Source organism: Methylibium sp. (genome assembly GCF_965279545.1).
Classification (GTDB): domain Bacteria; phylum Pseudomonadota; class Gammaproteobacteria; order Burkholderiales; family Burkholderiaceae_C; genus Methylibium.
The window spans coordinates 598,839-619,678 of the sequence record NZ_OZ257250.1; the positions used below are offsets into that span (position 1 = coordinate 598,839).

A 20,840-nucleotide genomic window follows, 5' to 3' on the forward strand; every position below is an offset into this window, starting at 1 on the left:
TTCATCCACCACTGGAGACTTCCATGAGTTCATTGGCCCTTGACCTTTCCCGCACTCTGGCCACCGCCGTCGTGACCGCTGCCGCGCTGGCCGGCTGCGCCGGCAGCGCCTGCCGCGCGCGCTGCAGCACTTCCGCGAGCGCTTGCAGCGGCAAGAAATGCGGGGCTTGCGGCGCGAAGAAGTGCGGGGCTTGCGCGGCCAAGAAGTGCGGTGCCTGCGGCGCCAAGAAATAGTCGGTTGAGCGATCGCGCGACCGCACAACTGCCCACCCATGCGATTGCCGCTGCGCGGCCTCAGCGACACCGAACTGCTGCGCACTCATCACGCCGCGAGAATCTGCCTGGACAGCTTCGGCCGCGCCACCCGGCGGCATGGCTCGCTGACCCAGAGCTGGGTGGCGGGCGCGAGCGTGGTGGCACTCGAACACTACCCCGAAGGCGGCGTGGTGGACCGCGGCCGCGGCTCGCAATTCTTCTATCACAGCCACCGCGCGGGCGATGCCGAACACGGCCACCTGCACCTGTTCTGGCATGCCACACGCAGAGGCCGGCGGCGCTACCTCGGCCTGCCCGGAGCCCCAGGTCGAGACGACTGGAAACGCAGTGCACCGAGTCATCTGATCGCCATCGGCCTGGATGCCCGCGGCCTGCCGGTGAGCATCTTCAGCGTCAACCATTGGGTCGCCGACGGCCACTGGTTCGATGCCGAAACCACGCTCGGGATGGTTCGGCGCTTCGAGCTGAAAGGAATCGCCGGCCATGCCGACTCATGTGATTGGCTGACCGCTTTTGTGCGGCTGTATGAACCCGTCATCGGCCAGGTGCTGCGCTCGCGCGACCGCCGGATCGGCGCGCGGCCTTGCCCGGCGGCAGCGCTGAACGACCGACGGATCGAAGTGGTCAGCGTGGCGGGCCTGGACTGGCTTGCCGACCTGAACCGCATCGACCACGAACTGAAACGCCGCGGCTTGGCACCTGTCACATGACCCTCACCACGCAGCCAGGATCTTCCACCCGTTCAGCCGCAGATGCGACCGAACGGGCCGCGCGCTGCATCCTCGTGATCGAGGACGAGCGCGACATCGCCGAACTGATCGCGCTGCATCTGACGGACCTGCCGGCTCAAATCACTTTGGCCAACGACGGTCCGGGCGGCTTGCAACTGGCCTTGCAGCGGCACTGGGACGCCATCGTGCTCGACATCCGCCTGCCGGGGCTGAACGGCCTGGATCTCTGTCGCGAAGTGCGTGCGCAAACCTCCCATGTGCCGATCCTGATGCTGACCGCGCGCAGCGGCGAGCTCGACCGCGTGTTGGGCCTTGAGTTGGGTGCCGACGACTACCTGACCAAACCCTTCAGCGTGCTGGAGCTGCAGGCGCGCGTGAAGGCCTTGCTGCGGCGCTCTGCCGTCACCGCGGCACGCACGGCGGAGGCGGTGGCGCAGGCGCCTACGCGCGTCGAACAAGGCCGCTTGAGCGTGGACCGGACGCAGCGCCGGGCCTGGCTGAGCGGCGCCGAGATCGTTCTCACGCCGCGCGAGTTCGATCTGCTGTGGCACTTTGTGCAGCACCCCGGCCGCGTGTTCACCCGCACCGAGCTGCTGGCTGACGTGTGGGGCCATGGCCACGATGGTTACGACCACACGGTCAACAGCCACATCAACCGGCTGCGCAGCAAGCTCGGCGACGAGCGCGCGGAGGCGGCCTTCATCCACACGGTGTGGGGTGTGGGCTACCGCTTCGAGGTGGCGCCGTGAGGCCGGCGCGGCAGCAGAAGTGGTCTGCCATGTGGCGTCGTCTGCACGTGCGCGCGGCGCTTGTGGCTGCACCGCTGTTGTTGGGCCTGGGTGCGGTGATGTACTTCCTGCTGCAGCACTACAGCGCGCAGGCGGCTCTCGAAGCCGGGCAGCGCATGAACCTCGGGCTGGCGCGCTACATCGTCGAGCACCAGCCGCCCGGCCTGATCAACTCCGCGGGCCGGCCGGACAAGGGCCTGGTGAAGGAATTGGCCGTGCAAGTGATGGCGATCAACCCGTCGGTCGAGTTGTATCTTCTGGACACCAACGGCCGCGTTCTGGCCCACGCGCTGGAAGGTCTGCGGGGGCCGGATCCGGTGGGCGTGCAGGTCGACATGGCACCGATGCGCCGCTTGCTGAGCGCTGAGAACGATGCCGGCGTGCTGCTGCCGGTGCTGGGCACAGACCCGCGCAGCCCGGCCCGCGCCAACATCTTCTCGGTGTGGGCCATTGCACCGCCCGGGGGCGGCATGGGCTACCTCTACGTCGTGCTCAACGGCAGCGCGGCCCAGGGCGTTGCGGCCGGCCTTGGCAACTCCGGCGCGCTGCGTGCGATGGCCATCGGTGCTGCACTGTCCACGCTGTTGGCGGCTGCCGTGCTGTGGCTCGCGTGGCGGCACCTGACCCGCCCGCTGCGACAGCTCACCGACGAGCTGAAGTCGTTCCGCGACGATGGCGACGCCGGCGCACAGAGTGAATCCGGCGACGAGATCGGCGTGCTGCGAAACGCTGTGCAGACCCTGCGGCAACGCATCGCACAGCAGTTCCAGCGGCTCGAAGACAGCGACCGGCAGCGCCGCGAACTGGTGAGCAACATCTCGCACGATCTGCGCACACCCCTGTCCAGCATCCAGGGTTATGTCGAGACCGTGCTGTTGCGCGGCGAGGCGATTGACGCACCGACGCGCGCTGCCCACTTGCGCACCGCGCTGCGCCACGTCGATCTGCTAGGTAAGCGCATTGCCGACCTGTTCGAACTGTCCAAGCTCGACGCCGGCCGGATCGAGCCCAGGCAAGAGATGTTCTGCCTGGCCGAATTGCTGCAGGACGTGGTGCAGAACTACCGGCTCGCTGCCGAGCGGCGCGGCGTGTCGCTCAGCCTGGCGGCCGGCAGCCACATGAAGGCCAAGGTGTTGGCCGACATCGCCATGATCGAGCGCGTGCTCCAGAACCTGGTCGACAACGCGCTGCGCTACACGGCTTCGGGTGGCACGGTGGTGCTGGCCATCGAGAACCACGGGGCATTCATGCAGATCAGCGTGAGTGACACCGGCCGCGGCATCGAGACGAACCACCTGCCGCACATCTTCGAGCGCTACTGGCGGGCCTCCGACGCCGAGGAGGCCGGCGCATCGACCAGTTCAGGGCTGGGCCTAGCGATCGTGAAACGAATCCTGGACCTGCACGGCAGCGTGGTGCGGGTGCACTCGGAATTGAAACGCGGCACACGCTTCGAGTTCTTGCTGCCGCAGGCTGCTTGACTTGAACGCTGCCCATCCGGCGCGCCTGAATCGAAACGTGATGGATGCGTGAGGACTTGCGCGCCGATTGCCCATCCAATGGCCCGACCATCCCCCAGCCCAAGCACCTGCCCTTTATGCACCCGACGCTCCCCCTGCTCGCGAAGACAGACTTCCCGCCCCTGCGCCGAGCGAGGCTCGAAACACTCCAGGTCAACCTGGGCTACCGTTGCAATCAGAGCTGTCTGCATTGCCATGTCAATGCAGGCCCGAACCGCACCGAGATGATGGATGGCGCCCATGTTGACCTGGTGCTCGAGGTGCTGCGCACACGTCGGATACAGACCCTGGATCTGACCGGTGGCGCGCCCGAGCTCAACAGCCACTTCAGGCGCCTTGTCAGCGCTGCGCGCCGCGAAGGCGTCAAGGTGATCGATCGTTGCAACCTGACCATTCTGTCCGAGCCAGGGCAGGAAGGCCTAGCCGAATTCCTGACCGCCCACGGCGCTGAAATCATTGCCTCGCTGCCGTGCTATTCAGTGGACAACGTCGATCGCCAGCGCGGTGATGGCGTCTTTGAACGCAGCATCGACGCGCTGCGCGCGCTCAACGCCCTGGGCTATGGCAACCCGGGCTCGGGCCTGGTGCTCAACTTGGTCTACAACCCTCAAGGCGCCTCGCTGCCGCCGCCGCAAATGAGCCTGGAAGCCGATTACAAGCGTGAACTCGGCGCGCGCTTCGGTATCGGCTTCAACCACCTTTTTGCGCTGACCAATATGCCGATACAGCGCTTTGGCAGCACGCTCATATCCAAGCACGGCTTTCAGGCCTACATGGCCTTGCTCAAATCGGCCTACCGCAGCGATAACCTTGGCACCGTGATGTGCAACTCGATGCTCAGTGTCGATTGGCAGGGCGATCTCTACGATTGCGACTTCAACCAGATGCTCGGATTGCCCGCGCGGCTGAACGGCCACACCCGCCCACACCTGCGCGATCTGCTGCTGCACGACGCTGCTGGCGAGTCGATTCGTGTGGCCGATCACTGCTACGGCTGCACCGCGGGCCAGGGCAGCAGTTGTGGGGGCGCGCTCAAGGCCGCAGCCACGAGCGTGGCGGCGGCGTGATGACCGCGCTTTCCAAACACCGTCGGTGGCTCGGCATCGTGCTGGTCGCATTGGCTGCTTTGGTGGCCTATCGTTACTTCGGCCTTGGCAAGCTGCTCACGCTCGACGCGCTCAAGGGCAGCCGCGAAACGCTCGGGGCGCTCTACCAGAACCGGCCGGTCACCGCGGTCGCCGTGTATTTCGCCATCTATGTGCTTGCGGCTGCACTGTCGTTTCCCGGTGCGACGATCCTCACGCTCGCGGCGGGCGCCATGTTCGGGCTGGGCCTGGGGCTTGTCGTTGTCTCGTTTGCTTCCAGCGTGGGGGCGCTGCTGGCGTTTCTGGCCGCTCGCTACCTGCTGCGCGACGGCGTGCAATCGCGCTTCGGCAAAGTGCTCGCACCCGTCAACGACGGAATGCGGCGCGACGGCGCCTTCTACCTGTTCACACTGAGGTTGCTGCCGGTGTTTCCGTTCTTCGTGGTCAACCTGCTGGCGGGCCTGACCCCGATCAGCGCTGCCCGCTTCTACCTGGTCAGCCAGCTCGGCATGCTGGCGGGCACGGCGGTGTACGTGAACGCCGGCACGCAGCTCGCCAGCATCCAGACATCCGCCGACATTCTTTCGCCCGGGCTGCTGCTGAGCTTTGTGCTGTTGGGCGTGTTCCCGCTCATGGCCAAGGCGGTCTTGGCCGCGATCAACCGCCGCAAGGTGTACGCAAAGTGGCCGAAGCCTCGGCGCTTTGATCGAAACCTGGTCGTCATCGGTGCGGGAGCCGGGGGATTGGTCACTGCCTACATTGCCGCCGCCGTGAAGGCCAAAGTAACGCTGGTCGAAGACCACAAGATGGGCGGCGATTGCTTGAACTTCGGCTGCGTGCCGAGCAAGGCACTGATCCGCTCGGCCAAGCTCGCCAAGCAGATCGAGAAGGTCGAATCGCTGGGCCTGCGCAACGCCTCCGGTCGCGTTGATTTCGCAGCCGTGATGGCGCGGGTGCAGCGCGTGGTGGGCGACATCGCGCCGCACGACTCGGTTGAACGCTACACCGGGCTCGGTGTCGATGTGGTGCAAGGCCATGCACGCATCAGCTCGCCGTGGAGCGTGGAGATCACCGCAGCCGACGGACTGCGGCAGACGCTGACGACGAAGAACATCGTCATTGCCGCCGGCGCCCGGCCCTTCGTGCCGCCCATTCCGGGGCTGGCGGAGGTGGGCTGCCTCACGTCGGACACGGTCTGGGGCCTGACCGCATGCCCCCGGCGGCTGCTGGTGCTCGGTGGCGGGCCGATCGGCTGCGAGCTGGCGCAGAGTTTTGCGCGCCTGGGTGCGCAAGTCACGCAGGTCGAAATGCTGGCGCGGCTGATGGCGCGGGAAGACCCGGAGGTGGCCGAGCTGGTGGCCGATTCGTTGCGCAGCGATGGCGTGGTGGTGCTGACCGGTCACCAGGCGTTGCGCTGCGAACAGGCTGACGGCATCAAGCGCCTGATCGTCCGAAAGGGCGAGGTCGAGCAGGCCATCGAGTTCGATGTGCTGCTGTGCGCCGTGGGTCGCAGTGCGCGCGTCGAAGGCTACGGCCTGGAAGAACTCGGCATCCCGCTCACGCCGCGCAAAACCATTGCCACCGACGCCTGGCTGCGCACGCGCTACCCCAACATCTACGCCGTGGGCGACGTGGCTGGACCTTACCAGCTGACACACGCTGCCGCGCACCAGGCCTGGTATGCGGCGGTCAACGCGCTGTTCGGCCGCTTCAAGCGCTTCAAGGCCGACTACTCGGTGATGCCCTGGACCACATTCACTGACCCGGAGGTCGCGCGCGTCGGTCTGTCGGAGACTGAAGCCCGCGAGCAGGGCATCGCCGTCGAAGTGACTCGCTACGACCTCGACGATCTCGACCGTGCCATTGCCGACGGCACGGCGCATGGTTTCATCAAGGTGCTTACCGTGCCGGGCAAGGACAAGATCCTCGGCGTGACCATCGTCGGCGAGCATGCTGGCGACCTGCTTGCCGAATACGTTCTGGCGATGAAACACGGCCTGGGGCTGAACAAGATCCTCGGCACCATCCATACCTACCCGACGCTCGCCGAGGCCAACAAGTACGCCGCCGGCGCGTGGAAGCGCGCGCATGCCCCGCAGCGGCTGCTGGCCTGGGTCGAGCGCTTTCATACCTGGGAACGAACATGACGAACCGCATATCCATCTCCCTCAGGCGTCGCACCTGGCTTGCCGCCGGGGTTGCTTCCGGCGTTGCAATCGCGCTGCCGGTGGCGCATGCCCAACCGGCCTTCGACCACAGCCACACCGCCTGGACTTCGCTGCTGAAGAAGCATGTGGTGCTGATCGACGGCGGCAAGGCCACGCAGCTGCGCTATGCCGGCATGGCACGGGACCGGGCTGCGCTCAAGGCCTACCTCGGCGCGTTGGCCTCGGTCAACGCGCCGACCTTCGACGCCTTCAGTAAGCCGCAGCAGATGGCCTTCCTGATCAACGCCTACAACGCGCACACCATCGAGCTGATCCTCACTGGCTATCCCAAGCTGTCCTCCATCAAGGACCTGGGCAGCCTGATCCAGTCGCCGTGGAAGAAGAAGATCGTGCCGCTGCTGGGTGGCACGCTCTCGCTCGACGGCATCGAGCAGGACATGCTGCGCCAGCGAGGGCGCTACGACGACCCGCGCATCCATTTCGCCGCCAACTGCGCGTCCATCGGCTGTCCGCCCTTGCGCGAGGAAGCTTATGTGGCCGAGCGCCTTGATGCGCAGCTCGACGAGCAGGCCCTGCGCTTCATGTCCGACCGCAGTCGCAACCGCTGGAATGCCGCCAAGGCCAAGCTCGAGGTGTCGAAGATATTCGACTGGTACGGCGAGGACTTCAAGCTCGGCCACCACGGCATCGCCTCGACGGCAGCGTTCTATGCCCGCTTCGCGGATCAACTCGCAGACGCGCCGGCAGCCCGCGAACGAATCCGCAAGCAAGACACCGGCGTGGCGTACCTCGACTACGACTGGAAGCTCAACGACGCGACGCGATGATCCTGCGACTGTCCATCGTCGTGCCGGCGCTCGACGAAGCCGGCCTCATCGCCGCGACGCTGGCCGCGCTGGCGCCGCTGCGTGCGCTCGGTCACGAGGTGATCGTGGTCGACGGTGGCAGCCGCGACGGCACGCTGGCGCTGTGCCAGGGTCGGGCCGATGCGGCCTTCATCGCCCCGCGTGGCCGCGCGCGCCAGATGAATGCCGGCGCGGCCCGCGCGCGCGGCGACGTGTTGCTGTTCCTGCATGCCGATACGCTGCTGCCGGTGCATGCGGACGTCCTGGTCGCCGAAGCACTCCAGGGCGGTGCCTCCTGGGGCCGCTTCGATGTGCGTATCACCGGTCGATCGCTGATGCTCCCCGTCATCGCGGCCTTGATGAACCGGCGATCATGCTGGACCGGCATCGCCACCGGCGACCAGGCGATGTTCGTGCGACGTTCGGTGTTTGAATGCCTGGGCGGCTTCGCAGACCTGTCGCTGATGGAAGACGTCGACCTCTCGCGGCGTCTGCGTGCGCAGGGTGCGCCGGCCTGCTTGCGAGAACGTGTTGTCACCTCCGGTCGGCGCTGGGAGGCACACGGCGTGTGGCGTACGACCTGGCTGATGTGGCGGCTGCGCTGGTGCCACTGGCGTGGCGTGCCCGCCGATGAACTCGCGAAGGCCTACCGATGAAAACGAGCTGCCCGGTCATTGTCATGGCCAAGGCGCCGGTGGCCGGTTTTGCGAAGACACGTCTCATCCCTGCGCTGGGTGCGCAGGGTGCGGCGGCACTGGCTGAATGCCTGATGGAGCATGCAATCGGCCAGGCGCTGGATGCGCGGCTGGGGCCGGTAGTTCTGTGCTGCGCCCCTGACATGAACCACCCCGCGCTGGCTCGCCACGCCGCCTGGCCCGGCATGACGCTGTCGGCCCAGGGCGAGGGCGATCTCGGCGCACGAATGGTGCGTGCCTTTGATCGCGTTCTGGCACGCACGGGCCGCGCGCTGATGATCGGCACCGATGCGCCGGCGCTCGATGCGGCAATGCTGGGCCGCGCCGCCGCGGCGCTGGACGACGCCGACGCGGTGTTCATCCCGGCAATCGATGGCGGTTATGCCTTGATCGGGCTGCGACGCGCGACGCCAACGCTGTTCAGCGGCATGGCCTGGAGCACGGCCCGTGTGATGGCCGACACACGAGAGCGGCTCGCAGCGGCCGGGCTGCGGCACGTCGAACTGCCACCGGTGGCCGACATCGACGAGCCTGTGGATCTGATCCACGTGCCACCCGAATGGTGCTCGCGAGGACACGGCGCGGGCAGGTCACACCAGGTCTCGCCGCAGCGGGCGATGACATGAAGCGCCTGTTGCTGATTGGTGCGGGCCATGCCCATGCACAGGTCTTGCTCGACTGGATTGCCGCGCCGCTGCCCGGCGTCGAACTCGTGCTCGTTTCGCCCAGTGCACAGGCGCCCTATTCCGGCATGGTGCCAGGTTGGCTCGCCGGGGTTTACGACTACGACGACATCTGCATCGACTTCAAAGCGCTGGCTCGTGCGGCTGGGGCTCACCTCGTCATCGACACACTGGCCAGTCTCGACCCGAACCGCCCCAGCGCGCGCCTGACCAGCGGCACGCAACTCGGCTACGACCTGCTGTCGCTCAATGTCGGATCGACGTTGAACCCGCCGACGCCCTGCTGTCACACCCAGGTACTCGCGCTGCGCCCGTTGGCCAGCTTGCGCACAGCGTGGGAAACACTGCTGGGCAAACTGGCGTCGGACCCAGCCGACAGCGCGCTGACGGTCACCGCCGTGGGAGGCGGCGCGGCCGGTGTGGAAGCGCTGTTGGCCGTGCTGGCACGGCTGCGCTCGATGCAGCCGCTGAGGTCTGTTCACGGCACGCTGGTCTCGCGCAACACGGTGCTGTTGGCAGATCTCGCACCGAGGGCGGCCGTCGCGGCACGGGCAGCGCTGGCATCGGCCAGTGTGGTGGTGCAATTGGGCGCCGCCTATGCCGATGCGGCGACACCGGTGAGTGATCTGTTGCTGTGGGCGGCGGGCGCCGAAGCGCATGCTTGGCAGCCTTACTGCGGCCTGGCGGTCAACGCGCAGGGTTTCATCCGCATCGACGGCCGGCTGCGATCAATTTCGCACCCAAACGTCTACGCGGTGGGCGACTGCGCCGACAGCCCCGCGCCGCTACCTAAAGCCGGCGTCCACGCGGTGCGCATGGGATCGGTGCTGTCACGCAACCTGCGCGCCGCGCTGGGCATTGGCACCGCAGCCGAGCACCGCCCACAGCGCCGGACGCTTGCACTGTTGTCCACCGCCGACGGTCGTGCCATCGCATCATGGGGAGGCTGGTCGACCAACGGTCGTTGGGCCCAGCGCTGGAAGAACCATCTCGACCGTGGATTCCTGGGGAAGTTTTCCGACGCGGCAGATCATTCGTTCCGGACTTCACCGGTTCGCTCAAACAGCGTCCCTCGGGCATGAAAGGAAAACACTCCATGCACAGCATCGTTCAAGACTACTACGGCCGGCAACTGCAGAGCACCGGCGACCTGAAAACCACCGCGTGCTGCGACATCAGCCAGATGCCCGAGTGGCTCAAGCCACTGCTTTCGAAGATTCACCCGGAGGTGCAGTCCCGCTACTACGGGTGCGGTCTGGTGTGCCCACCCGTGCTGGAGGGTTGCCGGGTGCTCGATCTGGGCTGCGGCGCCGGGCGCGACGTATTTCTGCTGGCCCAGCTCGTCGGCCCGCAGGGCGAGGTGGTCGGGGTCGACATGACCGACGAGCAGCTCGCCGTGGCGCAAAACCACCGTGCGCACCATGCACAAGCATTCGGCTTCGACAACGTGAGTTTTCTGCATGGCTACATCGAACGCCTGGACGAACTCGGCCTGCAGCCCGGCAGCTTCGACGTCATCGTCTCGAACTGCGTGGTCAACCTGTCGCCCGACAAGGACGCGGTACTGCGCGGCGTGCAGGGCCTGCTCAAGCCGGGTGGCGAGTTCTACTTCTCCGATGTCTATGCGGACCGTCGCGTGCCCGACGCCGTGCGCAACGATCCCGTGCTGTACGGCGAATGCCTGGGCGGCGCGCTGTACTGGAACGACTTCATGCGCCTGGCACAGCGCCAGGGCTGCGCCGATCCGCGCTTGGTGGAAGATCGGCCGCTGGCCGTCACCGACCCCTTGCTGGCCGACAAGCTGGGCAACCTGCGCTTCTTCTCGGCCACCTACCGCCTGTTCAAGCTCGCCAGGCTCGAAACAGCATGCGAAGACTACGGCCAGGCGGTGATCTACCGCGGCAGCATGGCGCGGCAGCCACACCGCTTCGTATTGGACAAGCACCACGACATCGAGACCGGGCGTGTCTTTCCAGTGTGTGGCAACACCTGGCGCATGTTGCACGACACGCGCTTGGCACCGCACTTCGAGTTCATCGGCAACTTCGACCGCCACCACGGCCTGTTTGAAGGCTGCGGCGGCAGCCTGCCGTTCGATGCCGCCGGCACTGTCTCATCAACCCCCTGTTGCTGAACGAAGGCCTTCCCCATGAAAGCGTTCAAACTCAACCGCCGCCGCGCGCTGGCCAGTGCCGCCGTCGCACTGGCCGGGCTCGACCGCACCCACGCCGCCGAAGGCAAGCTCACGCTCACCGGCTCAAGCACGGTCGCGCCGCTGGCCCTGGAGATGGCCAAGCGCTTCGAGAAGCAGAACCCCGGCGTGCGCATTGATGTGCAATCGGGCGGCTCGTCGCGCGGCATTGCCGATGCACGCAGCGGCGCAGCGCAGATCGGTCTGGTCTCGCGTGCCTTGAAGGCCGAGGAGCACGATCTCCTTGCACACACCGTGGCCCTGGACGGGATCAGCATCATCCTTCATCGCAGCAACCCGGTGGCTTTGCTCAGCGACGCGCAGATCAAGGCCATCTACACCGGCCAGGTGCGCCACTGGCGCGAGGCCGGCGGGCCCGATCTGCCGATCACCGTTGTCAACAAGGCCGAAGGGCGCTCGACGCTCGAACTCTTCCTGCACTACTTCGAACTCACCAACAGCCAGATCAAGCCGCAGGTCGTGATCGGCGACAACGCGCAGGGCATCAAGACCGTGGCCGGCAACCCGGGGGCGATCGGCTACGTTTCGATCGGCGCGGCCGACTACGAAGCCCGGCAGGGCGCGGCCATCAAGCTGCTGCCGATGGGCGGCGTGGCGGCCAGCGTGGCGCAGGTGCGTGCCGGCAAGTTCCCACTGTCGCGCCCGCTCAACCTGGTCACGCGCGGGCAGCCCACGGGCTTGGCGCTGGCCTTCATCGAGTTCGCCAAGTCCAAGGCCACCCATGATCTTGTCGAAGCCCAGTTTTTTGTTGCGCTCGACGCGCCCTGACGCCGACCGGCTGACCGGCCGCGCACTCGGCGCGCTGGTCGTCGGCGCGGTGCTGCTGCTGGCGCTGGTGCTGGGCTTTCTGGCGCGCGAGGCCGCGCCGGTGCTGACGCTGCACGGCCTGTCCCGCTTCGTCGCCAGCGACGGCTGGTTCCCGCTCGAACAGCGTCTGGGCCTGCTGCCGATGGTGTGGGCCACGCTGGCGGCCGCGCTAGGCGCGTTGCTGCTGGCAGCGCCGCTAGGCCTGGGCGTCGCGGTCTTCGTCTGCTTCTACGCCGGCGCGGCCACTGCACGCGCGCTGCGCCTGATGCTGGCCTTGCTGGCCGGCATCCCGTCGGTGGTGTTCGGCCTGTGGGGCTTGACCGTGCTGGTGCCGTTGATCGCACGTTGGCAGCCACCCGGTGCCAGCCTGCTGGCGGCAATGCTCATCCTGGCGCTGATGGTGGTGCCGACGGTGGCGCTGACCGGCGCTTCAGCCCTGACCGCGGTGCCGCAGCCGCTGCTGCGCGGCACCGCGGCGCTCGGCCTCTCGCAGACGGGTGCGATTCTCGGTGTGGTGTTGCCGGCAGCGCGGCCGGGCATTGTCGGCGGCATGGTACTGGCCGCTGCGCGGGCGCTCGGTGAAACGATGGCCGTGCTGATGGTGGCCGGCAATGTGGTTCAAACGCCGGGCAGCGTCTTCGACCCGGTGCGCGTGCTCACGGCCAACATAGCGCTTGAAATGGCTTACGCCACCGGCGAGCATCGCGCCGCGCTGTTTGCGTCCGGCCTGCTGCTCGGCATGCTGGTACTGGCGCTGGCCGCGGCCGCGGCGCGCACGACGCGCGGGAGCACACATGCTCTCAAGTAAATGTGGCTTTGCCACTTTGCTTGACCCCCGCGGGGGGCGGGCTGGGCGCGGCCCGGCCCTGGGGGCGCTCAGTAAGAGCACGAGCCCGTTGCCTAGGCGCTGGCGCGATGCGGTCTTTGCCGCCGTGGTCTGCGGCGCCACCGGCGTGGTCGTGCTGGCGCTGGGCTGGATCCTGTGGGACGTGGTGCGCCAGGGCGCAACGCAACTGTCGTGGGACTACTTGTGGAGCGAGCCGCGCCAATCGGGGCGTGCTGGCGGCATCGCGCCGATCCTCGTCTCCACGCTCGCGGTGCTGCTGGTGGCGCTGCTGTCGGCGGTGCCGCTGGGCGTCGGTGCGGCGGTGTGGCTGGTCGAGTTCGGTAGCCGCCACCGCGGCACACAGGCCAGCGTACGCCTGGCGCTCGACGCGCTGGCGGGCGTGCCCTCGATCGTCTTTGGTTTGTTCGGCAGCGCCTTCTTCAGCGTCTTTCTCGGCCTCGGGTTTTCGGTTCTCTCGGGCGGGCTGACGCTGGCCTGCATGATCCTGCCGATCGTCATCCGCACCAGTGAAGCCGGCCTGTCGGCGTTGCCGACCGATTGGCGGCCGAGCGCCGCCGCGCTTGGTCTGACCCGCACCAGCGCGCTGCGCCATCTGCTGCTGCCGGCGGCCGCACCGGCCATCATGGCAGGCGTCATGCTTGGCATCGGCCGCGCCACCGCCGAAACCGCCGCGCTGATCTTCACCAGCGGCTATGTGGACCGCATGCCCGACTCGCTGCTCGACTCGGGCCGCACGCTCGCCGTTCACATCTACGACCTGGCGATGAACGTGGCAGGCGGCGACCGCGCCGCGTACGCATCGGCCTGCGTGCTGGTGCTGCTCATCGTTTCGATCAATGTCTTGTCGTCGGCCCTCGCGCAGGGCTGGATGGCGCGAAAGATCTCGCCCTCGTGAACACACTCACCGATCTCGGCCTGGCGCCGGACGCCCCCTCGTACACGCTCGGGCAGGTGCAGAGCGGGCCGGCCTGCTGTGCGCCAGTGCCGCACCTGGCCGTGCGCGGCTTGTCGGTGGCTTATCGCGGCCACCCGGTGCTCAAAGACGTCTCGCTCGATATCTTCAAGGGCTGCATCACCGCGCTGATCGGCCCGTCGGGCTGCGGCAAGACCTCGTTCTTGACGGCGCTGAACCGCCTGTCCGACCTCGTGCCCGGCGCGCAGGTTAGCGGCAGCGTGCGTCTGGGCGACACCGATCTGGCCGACCCCGCGCTTGACGTGCGCGCGCTGCGCCAACGCGTCGGCATGATCTTTCAGAAGCCCAATCCGTTCCCGCTGTCGATCCGCCGCAACCTCGAGCTGCCACTGCGCGAGCACGGCGTGCGCCGTCGCGCCGAACTCGATGACCGCATCAAAGCGGCTCTTGTCGACGTGGGCCTGTGGGCCGAGGTGCACGACAGGCTCGACCGGCCCGCGCTCACCTTGTCCGGCGGGCAGCAGCAGCGCCTGTGCATTGCACGCGCCCTGGTGCTGCGGCCGGAGGTGCTGCTGATGGACGAACCGTGCTCGGCGCTCGACCCGATCTCATCAGCCGTGGTTGAAGACCTGATCGTGCGCCTGCGAGGCAACTACACGGTGGTTATCGTCACCCACAACCTGGCGCAGGCCCGCCGCATTGCCAACTACGCTGCATTCTTCTGGATGAAAGAGCGTGTGGGCAAACTCATCGAGTTCGGCCAGTCGCGCCACCTGTTCGAGAACCCGCGCGATGAACTGACCGCTGCTTATGTGGGCGGGGCGCGCGGTTGAACCTGGCATTCCCCACGAAGGATTGAACACCATGCTTGCAATCATCGGCGGCACCGGTCTGTACGATCTGGCAGGCATGCAGATCGAACAGCGCATCGACGGCAGCACGCCGTTCGGCGTGCCGTCGGGCTCGGTGGTGCGCGGCCGCATCGGCAATCAGTCGCTGCTGTTCCTGGCCCGCCACGGCGCGGGTCACCGCCTGTTGCCGCATGAGGTGAACTACCGCGCGAATATCTTCGCGCTGAAGCGCGCGGGTGCGACCATGGTGCTCGGCTTCTCGGCGGTGGGCAGCCTCGCCGAGCACATCGCGCCGGGTGATCTGGCGATGCCGGAGCAATATTTCGACTGGACGCGCGGTACGCGCGAGCGCACGTTCTTCGGCCATGGGGTGGCGGCGCATGTATCGACCGCCAATCCGGTCAGCGCCGCGCTGGTCGATGCCGCAGCGGCCTCAGCGCAGTTGCTCGGCATCACGCTGCACCGCGGCCTGACCTACGCCTGTGTCGAGGGCCCTCGCCTGGGCACCCGGGCCGAGAGCCTGTTTCTGCGCCAGGCCGGCTGCCATCTGGTGGGCATGACCAACGTACCCGAGGCCTTCTTGGCACGGGAGGCGCAAATGGCCTACGCCACCGTGGGCATCGTCACCGACTACGACTGCTGGCTGGAAGACCCGGCGCGCCACGTCAGCGTTTCGGGGATTTTCGAGCTGTATGGGCAGAGCTTGGCCACCGCGCGCCGCCTGCTCGACCATTGGCTGGCGCAGCCGGTGCCCACCCCTGAGCTGACGATTCGAACGGCGCTGCAATCGGCCATGCTGACGCCCGATGCGGCGCTCACGCCGGCGCAGTTCAGTTGGTTGTCCGTGCTGCGGCAATAGCCGCGCAGCTGCCGTGATGCCCGGATGAGCATCGTGCGGTCAACGGTGGCTTGAAGACTCGGCCTCATGGCCGCGTACCAGCTGCCAATGCGCGCCATGCTACCGGCCGTCAGCGCAGGTCGGCATCCTCGGGCACCGATGCGCCGGCGGGATTGCGCAGGCGGGTGAGGAACCCGCTGAGCACATAGCCGCGCTCGCTCGGCGCGAAGCGGGGGGCGAGCAAGCCGTCGTTCAACTCACGCGTGATCGCGAAGCGGTTGAAGGCGCTGGGAGGCAGGTACAGGCGGGTGTTGGGCAGGCCGTCCGAGGTTCCGTTGATATTGGCTTCCTCGAACGAGATGACACCGTCGCCGTTCTTGTCCACCTTGGCCACTTCGTGGGCATAGGCAAGGAAGAACCGTTCCGCGGTGTCGGCGACATCCGGGCGGAAGGACTTGCTTCGCAGGAAGACGTCGAACAACACTTCGAGGTCGACTGCGCTGGGCACGATGCGCAGCCGCTTCTCGGCCTGGGCCGGGTTCGTCGCTTCGGTTCGGTCCGGGTCGCGCGGATCGTTGGGGTTGTCGCCGTAGGCGATCTTGTCGTTGGTCACGCCGCGTGGCCCCGAGCCGGGGATGACCGTGCGCAGGTCTTTCAGATTGTTGTACTGCAGCCCCGCTGCGTAGGTGCCGGGAACGCCCCCGGTGAAGATCACCTCGTAATGCGGGAACACCCAGTTGGTTCCGGCGTTGAATTCCCAGTATGAATGCACGTCGCTTTGCTGCATGGCGTTGTAGGCGCCCATGCTGACCGGGTGCGCGATGGTGTTCTTGCCAAGGTCAGGGAAACGGTCACCGGCGGTCGGGAAGCGCGCCGCCTTGCCGTCGACCGTGAAGACATTGCCGGGCCGGTTGTTGCCGTCGCCCATTGCGGCCAGTGCAGCGGCATCGGCCGGAGTGATCCTGCCAAACTGCGACGTGCCATCGGCCTTCGCTGACGCGATGGCCGGCACCGGAATGTCCTGAATCATCCAGCCTTCGTACCAACCGGCTTCGTTGTTGATGACAAACAGCCCTGAGATGTCGGTGAAGATGTCGATGAACGCACGGGGGTCATTGGGATCCGTGGGCAGTCCGGGCTTGGGTTCGAGTGCGAGGCGAACCGCTCCGACGGTGGGCAGGCCGCCGTTGGCGGCGTTGGCTGCGGTGGCGATGGCGGTGTCGTTGATGCCCGGCACCACGCTCGTGAAGACGTTGGGTTGAAAGCCGGTGGTGTCGAGCAGGTAGTACTGGAACAGCAGGCTCGATTGTGCGGCCTCCGAAAACAGGGTCATCGGCAAAAACGTATGGGGACGCTTGGCAAGGCGGATCAGCCGCTTCTTGAGCGGGGCCGGCAGCGGCTTGATGTCGCCGCGGTTGACGAAGTCGACGATCTCGCGCTTGTTGTCGCGTTGGTCGGCTTGATCGTCCTGATCGGCCTTCTGCTGATACTTCTGCGCAAACAATCCGCGATGGGATTGCGCCGCAACCTGAGTGGCAAAGATGGCCCCACCAAGAAGAGACAGCGACGCGGTGAGCATTGACGCTCGAAGCAAGTGTGAATTCTTCATTGACTACTCCTGTGTTGAATGCGCGCAAGCGAGCGCCGACGCCAGAGCATCCTGCCGCCCGGAACTCATGGATGTGTCACCGAGTTCTGGCGAGAGGTGGACAATTTGTTCTCGTTCGCAACCCCGCCCACTGCGCGCCACGCTGTACGGCACGCTTGCAGATCACTCGCGTCGTGTCGACCCTCCCGCTGGTTCGCTCTGCCCCAACGGCAATTGGTCCGGTGCGGTGCTGCGGCAACGGCGACGCGGGTGGTCGCTACTTGACCAGCCGCGTCTCCGGAAACGCGGCGTGCCAGCCAAACCAGAACGCCCGGTGCGCCGGCAGCCGCTTCAAGGTCTGGCCGTTCGGCGCGGTGAGCTGGGACTCGTCCACCCGCCAGGCATTGCCCAAGCTGTCGCGTGCGCTCGCCATGTTGTCCCAGCTCGTGAACGTCGTCTCGCGTGATTCGTAGACGCGATTGGCGCCGCTGGCATCAGTGAACACCACCATGTTCACGCTGCTCATGCGCGTGTGATAGACCGGGTGGGTGACCAAGAAGTCGGCGGCAATGGCCAACGCTTCGCGCTGCGCTTGCGGCAGGCGCAGCGCCAGTACCTCCGCCTTGTTCGGCAAGCGCTCATCGTGCTTGGGAACGGTGAACATCAACTGGTCGGTAGCGAAGTATTCGCGGTAGGCCGCGCCTTCGCTGTAGTCGCGCCGATGGCCCGTCTCGAGCGACAGCACCTGGGTGCCGGGGTGGCGCGTGCGCCATTCCTTCCAAGTGGTTGTGACGACATACAGTGGCTTGAGCTCGATACCTTTGCCGACGAGTGGACCGACCACGGGTGTGCCGGTCAGCGTCGACCACAGCGACTTGGTGGCATGGTCGTACATGAGCTTGTTCGATCGGTACAAAAAGCCGCTGGTGCCGAGTTCGTGCTGTACCCCGTCGACAGTTGTGTCATACAGCACCAGCGCGCCGCACAGCGTGCAGTACACGCCCGCCAGTTCGCGGCCGCCGATGCGGTCCTTGAACATTTCGTGCCAGGCCAGGATGCGCTTGGGATACGCCCGCACGTCGCCGTTGACCGCAACGCCGAAGATTACGTCCGAATCCTGAAGCCAGCCGGCTTCGCCCGCCGTGATCATGGCCGGGTTTTTCAGCGGCGGTATGCCGTCGCGGCGCACGCCGCCCCAACGGATCTCGTCGAGACGGATGATCGACTTGGGGCGCCGCTGGAAGTATTCGCGGAAGCGCGGGTCGATCGCTTCATACAACCAGGCCTTGAATTCGGCATAGTCAGGATGAACCGCTCGCTCAGCCGACCAAAGCCATTCGTACCAGGCATTGATGTCGCCATCGAAGGACCGTCCTGACTTCTTTTCGATCAGGGCAATCAAGGCATGGAGGACTCGGCGGCTCGGCGCGAAGTGGATCATTTCGATCAGCATCGCCGCGGACGATTCGTGCCAGCTCTGCTCAATGCGCGCGAGCGCCGCGAGTGCCTCCTTCTCGTCGTCGCCAATCACCGCCGTGAACACGCCGAGCGGAAGTTGCGCCTGACGAGTTGCCGCGGGGCGGGCCGTTTGCTTGGGCGGCGCGCTGCCGTCAGGTTCCGTGGCGGCCAGGCTGGCCACGGTCGCCAGCAAAACCGAGCACATCAGGGTGAATTGCAGGGCTCGGATGCGGATCATGAAGGTCTCCCCTTGGTTTCGAATGAGCTTGGGCAGGCACCTGATCGCGCCGCTCGCACTCGGGCAAGCGCCTTGCTGCGGGCGCGAACGGCGGCGAAGGCACCGAACAGCACAGCCATTTGAAACGCTGCGAGCGGCCAGGGCACGCTGTAGGGTGCGGCGACGGTGCCGTGCGCCGCCCAAACGCCAGCCTCGAACAAGACGGTGCTGTTGAGGTACGACACGGCGGCCATCACACTGCCAGCAACAACCCAGCCGCGTCCGAAGAAGGTCGAGAGCGGCAGCGCCCACAGCCAGTACCAGGGGTTGACGACGGGCGAAAACAGCAAGAGCAGCACCAAGGCCAGGTCGACCGGCGGCAGCGGGCAGGTGCTGCCGCAAGCCGCTGCGCAACGGGCCTGGCGTTGCCATTGCCAGCACAGCACCGCGATGCCGGCAACGATCAATGCCGCTGCCAGCGTACGCGCGGCAGCTGCGGGCACGAGTACTTCGACCGCGCGATACAACAGCGGGTTGAAGCGCCACCGGCTGCCAAAGATGCCCAGCGCAGAAGCGTCGCTGCCGCCGTTCAGGATGAACGGGGCATAGAGCACGGCCAGGGTGGCGCAAAAGCCCAAGCCCAGCCGAAACGCCCATCGCGCAGCGGCGGCCACCGGAGCCGCAGCGCTTTGCTGCTTCGCCGGGGCCAGCAGCAGCAAAGGCAGAACCACCAGCGCGGCAATCTTGGTGCCCACGGCCAAGCCCAGCATCACGCCGACCCGCGCGGCTGCGCGCTGCCGCCAGGCGGTCAGCACCAGCAAAAGTGCCAATGCCACCAGACCGTCGGGGTGCGCGCTCGCGATCGCCTCCTTCAGCACCAGAGGATGCAGCGCATAAGCCAGCAGCCAGCGCGTTGCCATGCCCTGGCCCATCAGCACCCACAACACGGCCATGTCGGCCACCAGCAGCAGGGCCTGCAAGGCACCCAGCCGTCCTGGCGAGATCCAGTGGGCCAGCGCGAAGAGCCATTGCAACACGGGCCCGTAGATCGTGGGAATGTCCGGGTTGTTGATGCCGCCAAGGATGTCTTGCCAGTGCGCCGCCAGGTCGACCTGGCCGAAGAACGCCGCAGGAGGCAGGCGGTAGGGGTCGAGCGTGGTGGCGGTTCGCATGCCGTCCCACAGGTAGCGGTAGTGGTCGTCTTCGAGCAGGGGTGAAGCCTGCGCTGCAATCAGTCGCAGCACGAGCGCCAAGCCGAGTACGGCGGCCACCGGCAGGCGCTCGAAACGCCGCTCGCAAGCAACCCACAACAAGGCTGCACCACCCAGGCTGGCGCTGATCAACACGGCCGCCATTTGAGCGCCCGGCGGCGCGCCACTCGCGGCCACCAGCGTGAGGGCCTGGGCCACGCCGAGCAGCGCGACCGCGAGGCCACGCCACCCGGCGCCGGGTTCGTCAGAACCCGTAGGTGTAGGACAAGCCGATGATCTGATCATCCTTGACCGTGTTGCGGCCGCCGCTCAGTGCCTTAGCGTAGTTCAAAGCCAAGCCCTGGTTGCTGGCGAAGGCATAGCCCACCCCGAGCTTGACGAGTTCGCGCTCCGCCCGCACATCCTGAAAGCGGGCCGGCGAGAAGCCGGGGCCGCCGATGTCCAGATTGCCGCCATACTTTTTGCCGCCATAACCCAGGCTGGCGCTCCACTGCGGCGCGAAGCGATACCGGGCGCCGACCTCATAGAACCTTGCATTGGGCACGCTGCCTGATCGATTCTGCACACCCACTTCGGTCCACAGCGCGAAGCTCGGTGTGATCTGCTTGCCCAGCAGCACAGCCAGTTCAATGCCATTTTGATCGTTGCCAATGGCGGCCAGGCGCGCTCCGTCGTAGTTGCCTTTGAGGATCGCCGCGCCGCGCAGCGTCAAGGTGGGCAACGCGGGCTGTTCGAATTCATCGAGCACGCGCCAACTGACGCCGATCACGGAGTCGGTCAGGCCGCTGTCACTATCAGCGGCACCGGCTTTGACTTTGCTGTATCCGATCGTTGCGTCGAGCGAGACCGCGTCGGCCAGGCCGTAACCCAGACGCACGTTGGTGGTCGAACGCTGGAACTTCGACGCGGCACCTCCGGTGATCGCGGCCGCAGACAGTTTGGTGGTACCGATGTACGCATCGCTGCCGCTTTGCTCGGTCTGGTTCAGCGTCAGCGAAAGCTGGCCAGGGATCGGCAGCCAAGGCGAGGCGCCCTCGGCCAGAGCGACCAACGGAAGGGCCAAGAATGTCGCGGTCAGCAGGGCTCGAATCGGGGGTTTTGTCATGTT

General features: G+C 66.6%; 20 protein-coding genes. 15 read left to right on the plus strand and 5 right to left on the minus strand.

What is annotated here, in order from left to right; all coding sequences use genetic code 11:
• Nucleotide 1: 1 nt before the first annotated feature.
• A complete protein-coding gene (locus tag ACQY9S_RS02800) occupies nucleotides 2-202 on the minus strand; it encodes a hypothetical protein (protein WP_428423054.1) in 201 nt (66 codons plus the stop codon).
• A gap of 69 nt (nucleotides 203-271) precedes the next feature.
• Here ACQY9S_RS02800 and ACQY9S_RS02805 point away from each other — a divergent pair, with 69 nt between their 5' ends.
• The 15 genes from ACQY9S_RS02805 to ACQY9S_RS02875 are packed head-to-tail and all read left to right on the plus strand — an operon-like array spanning nucleotide 272 to nucleotide 15,279.
• Nucleotides 272-985 (plus strand): DUF6969 family protein, encoded by a 714-nt coding sequence (locus ACQY9S_RS02805; protein WP_428423055.1) that lies wholly within the window; start codon nucleotides 272-274, stop codon nucleotides 983-985.
• Nucleotides 982-1,755 (plus strand): response regulator transcription factor, encoded by a 774-nt coding sequence (locus tag ACQY9S_RS02810; RefSeq protein WP_428423056.1) that lies wholly within the window; start codon nucleotides 982-984, stop codon nucleotides 1,753-1,755. The genes ACQY9S_RS02805 and ACQY9S_RS02810 overlap by 4 nt, the downstream gene beginning before the upstream one ends.
• Before the next feature lie 29 nt (nucleotides 1,756-1,784).
• Nucleotides 1,785-3,275 carry a sensor histidine kinase gene (locus ACQY9S_RS02815; RefSeq protein ID WP_428423057.1) on the plus strand — a complete coding sequence of 497 codons (1,491 nt, stop codon included), beginning with the start codon at nucleotides 1,785-1,787 and terminating at the stop codon, nucleotides 3,273-3,275.
• 44 nt (nucleotides 3,276-3,319) lie between these two features.
• Nucleotides 3,320-4,381, plus strand: coding sequence for an arsenosugar biosynthesis radical SAM (seleno)protein ArsS (gene arsS / locus ACQY9S_RS02820; RefSeq protein ID WP_428423058.1), 1,062 nt, complete (start codon nucleotides 3,320-3,322; stop codon nucleotides 4,379-4,381).
• Nucleotides 4,381-6,546, plus strand: coding sequence for an FAD-dependent oxidoreductase (locus ACQY9S_RS02825; RefSeq protein WP_428423059.1), 2,166 nt, complete (start codon nucleotides 4,381-4,383; stop codon nucleotides 6,544-6,546). Before arsS ends, ACQY9S_RS02825 begins: the two co-directional genes overlap by 1 nt.
• On the plus strand, nucleotides 6,543-7,394 hold the full coding sequence (locus ACQY9S_RS02830; RefSeq protein WP_428423060.1) for a DUF547 domain-containing protein: 852 nt from the start codon (nucleotides 6,543-6,545) through the stop codon (nucleotides 7,392-7,394). Before ACQY9S_RS02825 ends, ACQY9S_RS02830 begins: the two co-directional genes overlap by 4 nt.
• Nucleotides 7,391-8,068, plus strand: a complete 678-nt coding sequence (locus ACQY9S_RS02835) for a TIGR04283 family arsenosugar biosynthesis glycosyltransferase (RefSeq protein ID WP_428423061.1) — start codon at nucleotides 7,391-7,393, stop codon at nucleotides 8,066-8,068. The genes ACQY9S_RS02830 and ACQY9S_RS02835 overlap by 4 nt, the downstream gene beginning before the upstream one ends.
• Complete coding sequence (locus ACQY9S_RS02840; RefSeq protein ID WP_428423062.1) at nucleotides 8,065-8,733, plus strand: TIGR04282 family arsenosugar biosynthesis glycosyltransferase; 669 nt, start codon at nucleotides 8,065-8,067, stop codon at nucleotides 8,731-8,733. The genes ACQY9S_RS02835 and ACQY9S_RS02840 overlap by 4 nt, the downstream gene beginning before the upstream one ends.
• Nucleotides 8,730-9,872 carry an FAD-dependent oxidoreductase gene (locus ACQY9S_RS02845; protein ID WP_428423063.1) on the plus strand — a complete coding sequence of 381 codons (1,143 nt, stop codon included), beginning with the start codon at nucleotides 8,730-8,732 and terminating at the stop codon, nucleotides 9,870-9,872. The genes ACQY9S_RS02840 and ACQY9S_RS02845 overlap by 4 nt, the downstream gene beginning before the upstream one ends.
• Nucleotides 9,873-9,886: 14 nt before the next feature.
• Nucleotides 9,887-10,924 carry a methyltransferase domain-containing protein gene (locus ACQY9S_RS02850; RefSeq protein ID WP_428423064.1) on the plus strand — a complete coding sequence of 346 codons (1,038 nt, stop codon included), beginning with the start codon at nucleotides 9,887-9,889 and terminating at the stop codon, nucleotides 10,922-10,924.
• A 15-nt stretch (nucleotides 10,925-10,939) separates the two neighbouring features.
• The gene (locus tag ACQY9S_RS02855; protein ID WP_428423065.1) at nucleotides 10,940-11,770 is read left to right on the plus strand and encodes a phosphate ABC transporter substrate-binding protein; all 831 of its coding nucleotides are present in this window, start codon (nucleotides 10,940-10,942) and stop codon (nucleotides 11,768-11,770) included.
• A complete protein-coding gene (gene pstC, locus ACQY9S_RS02860; protein WP_428423066.1) occupies nucleotides 11,724-12,617 on the plus strand; it encodes a phosphate ABC transporter permease subunit PstC in 894 nt (297 codons plus the stop codon). The genes ACQY9S_RS02855 and pstC overlap by 47 nt, the downstream gene beginning before the upstream one ends.
• Nucleotides 12,604-13,551, plus strand: a complete 948-nt coding sequence (gene pstA / locus ACQY9S_RS02865; protein ID WP_428423067.1) for a phosphate ABC transporter permease PstA — start codon at nucleotides 12,604-12,606, stop codon at nucleotides 13,549-13,551. Before pstC ends, pstA begins: the two co-directional genes overlap by 14 nt.
• Nucleotides 13,548-14,402 carry a phosphate ABC transporter ATP-binding protein gene (locus tag ACQY9S_RS02870; RefSeq protein ID WP_428423068.1) on the plus strand — a complete coding sequence of 285 codons (855 nt, stop codon included), beginning with the start codon at nucleotides 13,548-13,550 and terminating at the stop codon, nucleotides 14,400-14,402. The genes pstA and ACQY9S_RS02870 overlap by 4 nt, the downstream gene beginning before the upstream one ends.
• A gap of 31 nt (nucleotides 14,403-14,433) precedes the next feature.
• Entirely contained in the window at nucleotides 14,434-15,279 is an 846-nt protein-coding gene (locus ACQY9S_RS02875) for an MTAP family purine nucleoside phosphorylase (protein ID WP_428423069.1), read from the plus strand.
• Nucleotides 15,280-15,388: 109 nt separating this feature from the next.
• Here the strand turns inward: ACQY9S_RS02875 and ACQY9S_RS02880 are convergent, their stop codons facing one another.
• From ACQY9S_RS02880 to ACQY9S_RS02895, 4 genes are all read right to left on the minus strand, one after another.
• Nucleotides 15,389-16,867: a hypothetical protein gene (locus ACQY9S_RS02880; RefSeq protein ID WP_428423070.1), complete on the minus strand. Its 1,479-nt coding sequence runs from the start codon at nucleotides 16,865-16,867 to the stop codon at nucleotides 15,389-15,391.
• 256 nt (nucleotides 16,868-17,123) lie between these two features.
• Nucleotides 17,124-18,542, minus strand: a complete 1,419-nt coding sequence (locus tag ACQY9S_RS02885) for a DUF3179 domain-containing protein (protein ID WP_428423071.1) — start codon at nucleotides 18,540-18,542, stop codon at nucleotides 17,124-17,126.
• Complete coding sequence (locus ACQY9S_RS02890; RefSeq protein WP_428423072.1) at nucleotides 18,539-19,930, minus strand: hypothetical protein; 1,392 nt, start codon at nucleotides 19,928-19,930, stop codon at nucleotides 18,539-18,541. The genes ACQY9S_RS02885 and ACQY9S_RS02890 overlap by 4 nt, the downstream gene beginning before the upstream one ends.
• Nucleotides 19,931-19,976: 46 nt before the next feature.
• A complete protein-coding gene (locus ACQY9S_RS02895; protein ID WP_428423073.1) occupies nucleotides 19,977-20,837 on the minus strand; it encodes a hypothetical protein in 861 nt (286 codons plus the stop codon).
• Nucleotides 20,838-20,840: the final 3 nt, after the last annotated feature.

Coding starts and splice junctions, on each gene's coding strand:
- ACQY9S_RS02805 (WP_428423055.1), top strand. CDS start 272: ATGCGATTGCCGCTGCGCGGCCTCAGCGACACCGAACTGCTGCGCACT.
- ACQY9S_RS02810 (WP_428423056.1), top strand. CDS start 982: ATGACCCTCACCACGCAGCCAGGATCTTCCACCCGTTCAGCCGCAGAT.
- ACQY9S_RS02815 (WP_428423057.1), top strand. CDS start 1,785: ATGTGGCGTCGTCTGCACGTGCGCGCGGCGCTTGTGGCTGCACCGCTG.
- arsS (WP_428423058.1), top strand. CDS start 3,320: ATGCGTGAGGACTTGCGCGCCGATTGCCCATCCAATGGCCCGACCATC.
- ACQY9S_RS02825 (WP_428423059.1), top strand. CDS start 4,381: ATGACCGCGCTTTCCAAACACCGTCGGTGGCTCGGCATCGTGCTGGTC.
- ACQY9S_RS02830 (WP_428423060.1), top strand. CDS start 6,543: ATGACGAACCGCATATCCATCTCCCTCAGGCGTCGCACCTGGCTTGCC.
- ACQY9S_RS02835 (WP_428423061.1), top strand. CDS start 7,391: ATGATCCTGCGACTGTCCATCGTCGTGCCGGCGCTCGACGAAGCCGGC.
- ACQY9S_RS02840 (WP_428423062.1), top strand. CDS start 8,065: ATGAAAACGAGCTGCCCGGTCATTGTCATGGCCAAGGCGCCGGTGGCC.
- ACQY9S_RS02845 (WP_428423063.1), top strand. CDS start 8,730: ATGAAGCGCCTGTTGCTGATTGGTGCGGGCCATGCCCATGCACAGGTC.
- ACQY9S_RS02850 (WP_428423064.1), top strand. CDS start 9,887: ATGCACAGCATCGTTCAAGACTACTACGGCCGGCAACTGCAGAGCACC.
- ACQY9S_RS02855 (WP_428423065.1), top strand. CDS start 10,940: ATGAAAGCGTTCAAACTCAACCGCCGCCGCGCGCTGGCCAGTGCCGCC.
- pstC (WP_428423066.1), top strand. CDS start 11,724: ATGATCTTGTCGAAGCCCAGTTTTTTGTTGCGCTCGACGCGCCCTGAC.
- pstA (WP_428423067.1), top strand. CDS start 12,604: ATGCTCTCAAGTAAATGTGGCTTTGCCACTTTGCTTGACCCCCGCGGG.
- ACQY9S_RS02875 (WP_428423069.1), top strand. CDS start 14,434: ATGCTTGCAATCATCGGCGGCACCGGTCTGTACGATCTGGCAGGCATG.
- ACQY9S_RS02880 (WP_428423070.1), bottom strand. CDS start 16,867: ATGAAGAATTCACACTTGCTTCGAGCGTCAATGCTCACCGCGTCGCTG.
- ACQY9S_RS02885 (WP_428423071.1), bottom strand. CDS start 18,542: ATGATCCGCATCCGAGCCCTGCAATTCACCCTGATGTGCTCGGTTTTG.
- ACQY9S_RS02895 (WP_428423073.1), bottom strand. CDS start 20,837: ATGACAAAACCCCCGATTCGAGCCCTGCTGACCGCGACATTCTTGGCC.